This window comes from Nosocomiicoccus massiliensis, assembly GCF_000438455.1.
In the GTDB taxonomy this organism is placed as follows: Bacteria; Bacillota; Bacilli; order Staphylococcales; family Salinicoccaceae; genus Nosocomiicoccus; species Nosocomiicoccus massiliensis.
In genome coordinates, this window is sequence record NZ_CAVG010000146.1 from 1 (window position 1) to 5,382 (window position 5,382).

Here is a 5,382-nt window from a genome sequence, read left to right on the forward strand (position 1 = left end):
ACGCAAACTTTTGAAGTTTGCGTTTTTTCGTTTAATCTTTTAAAAATCCTTGTGCATTTAATACGTTTTTTATATCTTTACGGACTTGGTCCATTTTTGATAATTTTTTAACGACTTGCTCTGACCAGTTATCTTGTCGTTTATTTTCATCGCGAGTTTTATAATACTCTGTAATTGATTCATCGTAAACATTTAGAGACGCTTCGATTTGTTCAAATTCTGGGTACGTATTTTCAAAGTAAACTGTGTCGAGTGGTAATCTTTCTTTAAAACTACCTTCGCTATTTTTATATCCTACAGCCATTCCAATCACTGGGAACGTTCCTTCTGGTAGGTCTAAAATTTCAATGATTTTTTTCGTATTGTTACGAATCGATCCTAAGTAACAAATTCCTAAGTCTAGAGACTCTGCTGCGACTGCTAAGTTTTGTGCCGCAAGCGCTGCGTCTACGACACCGATGAGTAAACTTTCAGTCGTATCAAAATGTATGTCATACCCTTTACGTTTTGCGAGCTCTAAATGACGATTATAGTCTGCGACAAAGATAAATAAGTGGCCGTTATCTTTTACGTACGGTTGTGTACTAATTTCCATAATCGCTTGTTTTTTATCCTCATCTGTCACACCAATGATTGAATACGCCTGAACGTAACTTGACGTCGAAGCTTGCTGTGCAGATTTCACTAGTGTTTCAATCACTTCTTTTTCAAGTGGTTGATCTTTAAAATCACGGATTGAACGGTGATTTTGTAATAATTGAATTGTCTCGTTCATGTTCATCCTCCTATATAAGACCTTTAAAACCTTGTTGACGTAGCGCTTCGTAAAGCACCATCGCAACTGTATTTGAAAGATTTAAACTTCTAAAATCCTCATGCATCGGAATACGCATTAAACGGTCTTTGTACTTCTCTTTAATATAGTCTGGAAGACCTTTCGTTTCTCTGCCGAAGATTAGATAGTGGTCTTCATCTGAATCAGAATAATCCTCTTCATGATAATAATTTTCTCCGAATTTAGAAATAAAGTAAAGTTTCCCGTCTGCTTCTTCTAAAAACTCTTCGATACTATCGTGATAAGTAATATCGAGATCGTACCAGTAATCCATACCAGCACGCTTTAAATGTTTGTCAGTAATTTCAAACCCTAATGGTTTTATTAGATGCAACTTCGTTTTCGTCGCTGCACATGTACGTCCGATATTTCCTGTATTTTGTGGAATATCTGGTCGAAATAATACGATATGATTCATAACTTAACCCTCTTGTATACCTTTTAGCATTTCTTCTTTTACTGCTTCGTCTGTTTCTTTACTATAGCGCTCGTGAATGTAATCGAGTGCTTTATCGCCTAAAATTTGTCCAATCGCCCAGTAAGCTGTTCCTTTAATGACAGGTCGTACGTCGTTTTCTGCGACGTCTTTTAACGTCGGGATCGCACTTTCTTCTTTAAAATGTGCGAGCGCGATAATTGCGTTACGCTGTAGCGGATTTTTACCGCGCCAAACGCCTGCTAAGTGACCATACGTCTCTTTGAATTCTCTATTCGACACTTTTAAAAGACTTGTTAATTCTGGTTTTAAAATTTCTGGCTCTAATATAATATCCTCTTGCTGCGTATTGATACCAACGTTTAACGGGCACACTTGCTGACACGTGTCACAACCGTATATTCTATTCCCGATGGACTTACGATACTCGTCTGGCACAAATGTTTTCGTCTGTGTTAAAAACGAGATACACTTTTTAGAATCGAGCTGTCCGTTGCCAACGAGTGCTCCCGTTGGACAGCGGTCAATACAAATCGTACAGTCCCCACAAGTTCCAACGAGTGGTTTATCTGGCGGAAACGGGATACTAATAAGCATTTCACCTAAGTACGTCCACGTGCCAAGTTTCGGATTGATTATAAACCCGTTTTTACCGACAAATCCAAGACCACTTCGTAGCGCAACTTCCCTATCAGATAAAACACCCGTATCGACCATAGACATCGTTTCAACACCGTCGACACGTTCTTTAATAAACGCCTCTAACTTTTCGAGCCTCGTTCTAAGTAAATGGTGGTAATCAAACCCCCATGAAGACCTCGCGAATATACCACGTCGTTCACCTTTACGAGACTTCGGTGCATCTTTTGGTAGACGATTCGGATATCCAACTGCAATCGCGATAATTGAACGCGCGCTCGGGAGAGACAACTTCGGATTCACACGCTCTTCAATCGTACCCTTTTCAAAACCTGATTCATAATTGTTTTCGTAGTACGAAATTAATTTATCTCTAAACTCATGAAACGGCTCTGCTGTCGTAAAACCAATCTCGTCAATGCCGATTGTATGTGCGTATTCTATTATTTCATCTTTTAACTTTTGATAATCCATACGCCACCTCTTTAAATAGATTAAAAAAGAAGCCGAAGTTGGCTTCTTTTAATACTGCATTGCTTTTTTTATACGATCCGGAATGATGAGTACCTCTGATACCATATCTTCCGGATGGAAAGTGTGATCAATACAGTCTTCAAAAAAGTCGATATGTGTTTGATCAATCGGTGAAGTCGTTTCACTTTCTGCTGCTTCTTTATCTTGAATTGTATACCAGTAAAGGTATTCTACATCGTTAAACGCTTCACGGAAAATCGTCTCGACATATACTTTTTCGCCTTCGACGTTACGAATGACACCTTCCATATTTTCTTGGATGTATTTCATCCAACGGTCTACTTTTTTAGATTTTCCTGGTTTCACTCTAAATTTAGTTAACTCCACTTTATACATTTACTTCACCTCTTGCGATATGCAAATAAACATTCTAAAATGATATTCAATACATTATTAGATTATACACTTATTTTAGAATATCTCCACACCTATTATAAAGAAAGGATTGAGACAATTTATGCTTATTTTAGCATCTGGATCACCGAGACGGCAAGAGTTATTAAAGCAAGTCGAATTAAACTTTTTAACTATTATCCCAAACGTCGATGAATCATCTGTCACTGAGACAGATCCACAGAAGAAAGCGGTGGCTCTCGCACGCTTAAAATCATACGCAATTGATAACGACGAAGACATTATTTTATCATGTGACACACTAATACAGTTTAATGGAGAAATATTGGAGAAACCGGCTGACCGATCCTACGCACGCCGCATGCTTAAAATGCTGTCGGGCAAAACGCATACTGTTATTTCAGCAGCACTCCTGCGTAAAGGTGACGCAGAAATACCAATCGTTAGAGAAACTGAAGTCGAGTTCTTCGAGTTAGACGATGAAGAAATCGAACACTATCTAAATACAGACGAACCATATGATAAGGCAGCAGCATACGGTATCCAGGGACTCGGCGCGAAGTTCGTTAAGCGAATCTCCGGTGATTACAACGCTGTCGTTGGATTACCACTTGGAGATGTGTGTCGAGAACTGAGATTTTTAGAGAATAAGGATTAACGTCGTTATTCGTTAAGTTGTCGTGTAACTCTACACTGATTTATAACAGATAAACCGCTATTCATTAAACTTTCAGGTAATTCTACACTACTTCTTAACGAATAAGTTATTATTCTTCAAACTTTTGGATAACTCTACACTATCTCTTAACGAATGAGCCTCTTTTCGTCAAGCTTTCGGCTAACTCTACACTGATTTATAACAGATAAGCCGCTATTCATTAAACTTTCAGGTAATTCTACACTACTTCTTAACGAATAAGTTATTATTCGTCAAACTTTTGGATAACTCTACACTATTTCTTCACGAATGAGCCTCTATTCATCTACTTTTCATATAACTATTCATTTTTACTGCACATATAGGTACTATCTTATTATTTATTACTTCTTATTATCCATTTCTAGTGACACTCAAGTAATTCCGGAACATACAATCATAAATTGTTGCGAAATTTTAGGAGGCACTATGTATTTCTTCCTTTAAAGTGGCAATATTATTACAGTTTTTTAATGATGTGCTGTAATTTTTAAATTATTTCCCTGATTATTTAACAGAAATTTTAATTTGGTAAATTTATAATTAAAACTTGCAATTATACTCTAAAACGATTTAAAAGGTTTATACTTATATAGTGAACATTGTATATAGGAGGATTATATGATGATAAAAAAATCTCTTGCTCATCGTCAGTTAATCGCTTTAAAAAAGAGGGGGCATTTGAATAGCCATGAGAGTCAATATTTGAGATATCTGAATTTAGGATATGAAGGAGAATTCAGTTTTTCTAATAATTTTGATCGCATTATGTCCAAATTTTGTACAACGATTCATGACTTTAGATTTATAATCAACGGATCTGAACGACAAATTGACACGTTAGCAATATTTAATAATAAGATAATACTTTTTGAAGTAAAAAACTATAACGGCAATTTAGTATTTCGAGACAATAATTTTTATACCTATAAAACAAATCGACTATTGAAGTCTCCAATACAACAAATTCACGATACTGGTGATAAATTTACTCAATTGCTGAATCAATTAAATTATAGTATTCCAATTGAAAAATATGTGATTTTTCTTAACAATAACTTTCATCTTTTTAATGCGCCGATTGATGAAATGATTGTTACAAACGCGCAACTTCCAGCATTTCTTGAAAATTTGAAGAAAAACAATTTCCCACTAAAATCTCATGCCAATTCGATTAAACAGCGTATATTAATGTGTTACAACGAAACAACTCGTCAATGCGATGTTAATTATACGTTCAACACTATAAATAAAGGCATTTTTTGTAGAATAGATGGTGAGAAATTAGTCGAAAATGGTCATGAAAAATATATTTGCAAACAGTGCGGTAGTTTTTATCATCAAAAAGATATCATTATTGAAGTAATTCAGGATTTCCAGTGCTTATTTCCAGACGAAAAAGTGACCTATAAAAATATATATGACTTCACGGATGGTCGCATTTCGTATTATAAATTGAGAAAAATTATGAACCGCTATTACGAAAGAATTGGTACAAGTCGTATGGTCTATTTTGTGGATAAAGAACATGATCACTAAAAAATTAACAGTTACTTCGAGAATTGATAGTTTTTCATTATGTTTCTGTGTAGGCCCTATTCACTATTTCTTAATGAATGCGACGGCGACGCTGCTCATCAAGGTTTCGGGTAACTCTACACTATTTCCTAATGAATGAGCCGCTGTTCATCAAGGTTTCGGGTAACTCTACACCATTACTTAGCGAATGAGCCTCTATTCATTAAGTTTCAGTGTAACTTCCCACAATTTCTTCACGAATGAGCCTCTATTCATTAAGTTTCAGTGTAACTTCCCACTATTTCTTAGCGAATGAGCCGCTGTTCATTAAGTTTCAGTGTAACTTCCCACTATTTCTTCACGAATGAA

Annotated in this window: 6 protein-coding genes; 2 read left to right on the forward strand and 4 right to left on the reverse strand. The window is 35.9% G+C overall.

Features of this window, described 5'->3' with window-relative positions; translation table 11 throughout:
- Positions 1–31: 31 nt before the first annotated feature.
- The 4 genes from nfsA to TJ68_RS07500 are packed head-to-tail and all read right to left on the reverse strand — an operon-like array spanning position 32 to position 2,780.
- Complete coding sequence (nfsA, locus tag TJ68_RS07485) at positions 32–775, reverse strand: oxygen-insensitive NADPH nitroreductase (protein ID WP_040929550.1); 744 nt, start codon at positions 773–775, stop codon at positions 32–34.
- A gap of 10 nt (positions 776–785) precedes the next feature.
- Positions 786–1,253 (reverse strand): tRNA (uridine(34)/cytosine(34)/5-carboxymethylaminomethyluridine(34)-2'-O)-methyltransferase TrmL, encoded by a 468-nt coding sequence (trmL, locus tag TJ68_RS07490; protein ID WP_040929551.1) that lies wholly within the window; start codon positions 1,251–1,253, stop codon positions 786–788.
- Positions 1,254–1,256: 3 nt separating this feature from the next.
- Entirely contained in the window at positions 1,257–2,384 is a 1,128-nt protein-coding gene (queG, locus tag TJ68_RS07495; protein WP_040929552.1) for a tRNA epoxyqueuosine(34) reductase QueG, read from the reverse strand.
- A 48-nt stretch (positions 2,385–2,432) separates the two neighbouring features.
- Positions 2,433–2,780 (reverse strand): DUF6176 family protein, encoded by a 348-nt coding sequence (locus TJ68_RS07500; protein ID WP_040929553.1) that lies wholly within the window; start codon positions 2,778–2,780, stop codon positions 2,433–2,435.
- A gap of 121 nt (positions 2,781–2,901) precedes the next feature.
- On the opposite strand from TJ68_RS07500, the gene TJ68_RS07505 reads away from it, so the two are divergent.
- Positions 2,902–3,456: a Maf family protein gene (locus TJ68_RS07505; RefSeq protein ID WP_040929554.1), complete on the forward strand. Its 555-nt coding sequence runs from the start codon at positions 2,902–2,904 to the stop codon at positions 3,454–3,456.
- A gap of 660 nt (positions 3,457–4,116) precedes the next feature.
- Entirely contained in the window at positions 4,117–5,034 is a 918-nt protein-coding gene (locus tag TJ68_RS07510; RefSeq protein ID WP_081643699.1) for a nuclease-related domain-containing protein, read from the forward strand.
- The last annotated feature ends 348 nt before the right edge of the window (positions 5,035–5,382 follow it).

Excerpts from the sequence above, each read along its gene's own strand:
- trmL (WP_040929551.1), bottom strand. The coding sequence starts at position 1,253 with ATGAATCATATCGTATTATTTCGACCAGATATTCCACAAAATACAGGA.
- nfsA (WP_040929550.1), bottom strand. The coding sequence starts at position 775 with ATGAACGAGACAATTCAATTATTACAAAATCACCGTTCAATCCGTGAT.
- TJ68_RS07505 (WP_040929554.1), top strand. The coding sequence starts at position 2,902 with ATGCTTATTTTAGCATCTGGATCACCGAGACGGCAAGAGTTATTAAAG.
- TJ68_RS07500 (WP_040929553.1), bottom strand. The coding sequence starts at position 2,780 with ATGTATAAAGTGGAGTTAACTAAATTTAGAGTGAAACCAGGAAAATCT.
- TJ68_RS07510 (WP_081643699.1), top strand. The coding sequence starts at position 4,117 with ATGATGATAAAAAAATCTCTTGCTCATCGTCAGTTAATCGCTTTAAAA.
- queG (WP_040929552.1), bottom strand. The coding sequence starts at position 2,384 with ATGGATTATCAAAAGTTAAAAGATGAAATAATAGAATACGCACATACA.